The following is a 465-nucleotide window of genomic DNA, read 5'->3' on the forward strand; positions in this document are numbered from 1 at the left end:
ATGGCGTGCCTTTCCTTCGCAAGGATGCTGGTGAGACGGAAGCGGGCCGCCTTCAGGAACAAGGAAGCCGTCTGTTCCAAGGCTGTCGCGCTGAAATTGACAGCTATTTTTTTCAAAGCGCTCGGAAGAGCGGGCTCCGAACTATAGGAAGAACGGCCACACCGGAGCTTGGGATGTCTATAATGGGTGAAAGTATGATCAATGGCATCACCCACAATCCCTGGAACCTTGAACGCTCTACAGGGGGCTCGTCTGCCGGAGCAGCCGCGGCGGTGGCCGTAGGTATCACGCCTATCGCCCACGGCAACGATGGCGGCGGGTCGATACGCATCCCAGCTGCTTGGTGCGGACTCGTCGGGCTAAGTCCGTCTCGCGGACGTGTTTCCGGCGGCCCATGCAACCAGGACGCATCATTTGGCCTATCGCGCGAGTTTGTTTTATGTCGAACCGTGCGTGATATGGCCG

1 protein-coding gene is annotated in these 465 nt (G+C 58.5%); it reads left to right on the forward strand.

Going from position 1 to position 465, the window contains the following annotated elements:
* Positions 1 to 5 precede the first annotated feature (5 nt).
* The coding region (locus EN808_RS35140; RefSeq protein WP_281041867.1) for an amidase family protein at positions 6 to 465 on the forward strand (460 nt) is incomplete at its 3' end.

Source organism: Mesorhizobium sp. M8A.F.Ca.ET.165.01.1.1 (genome assembly GCF_004792065.1).
Taxonomy (GTDB): domain Bacteria; phylum Pseudomonadota; class Alphaproteobacteria; order Rhizobiales; family Rhizobiaceae; genus Mesorhizobium.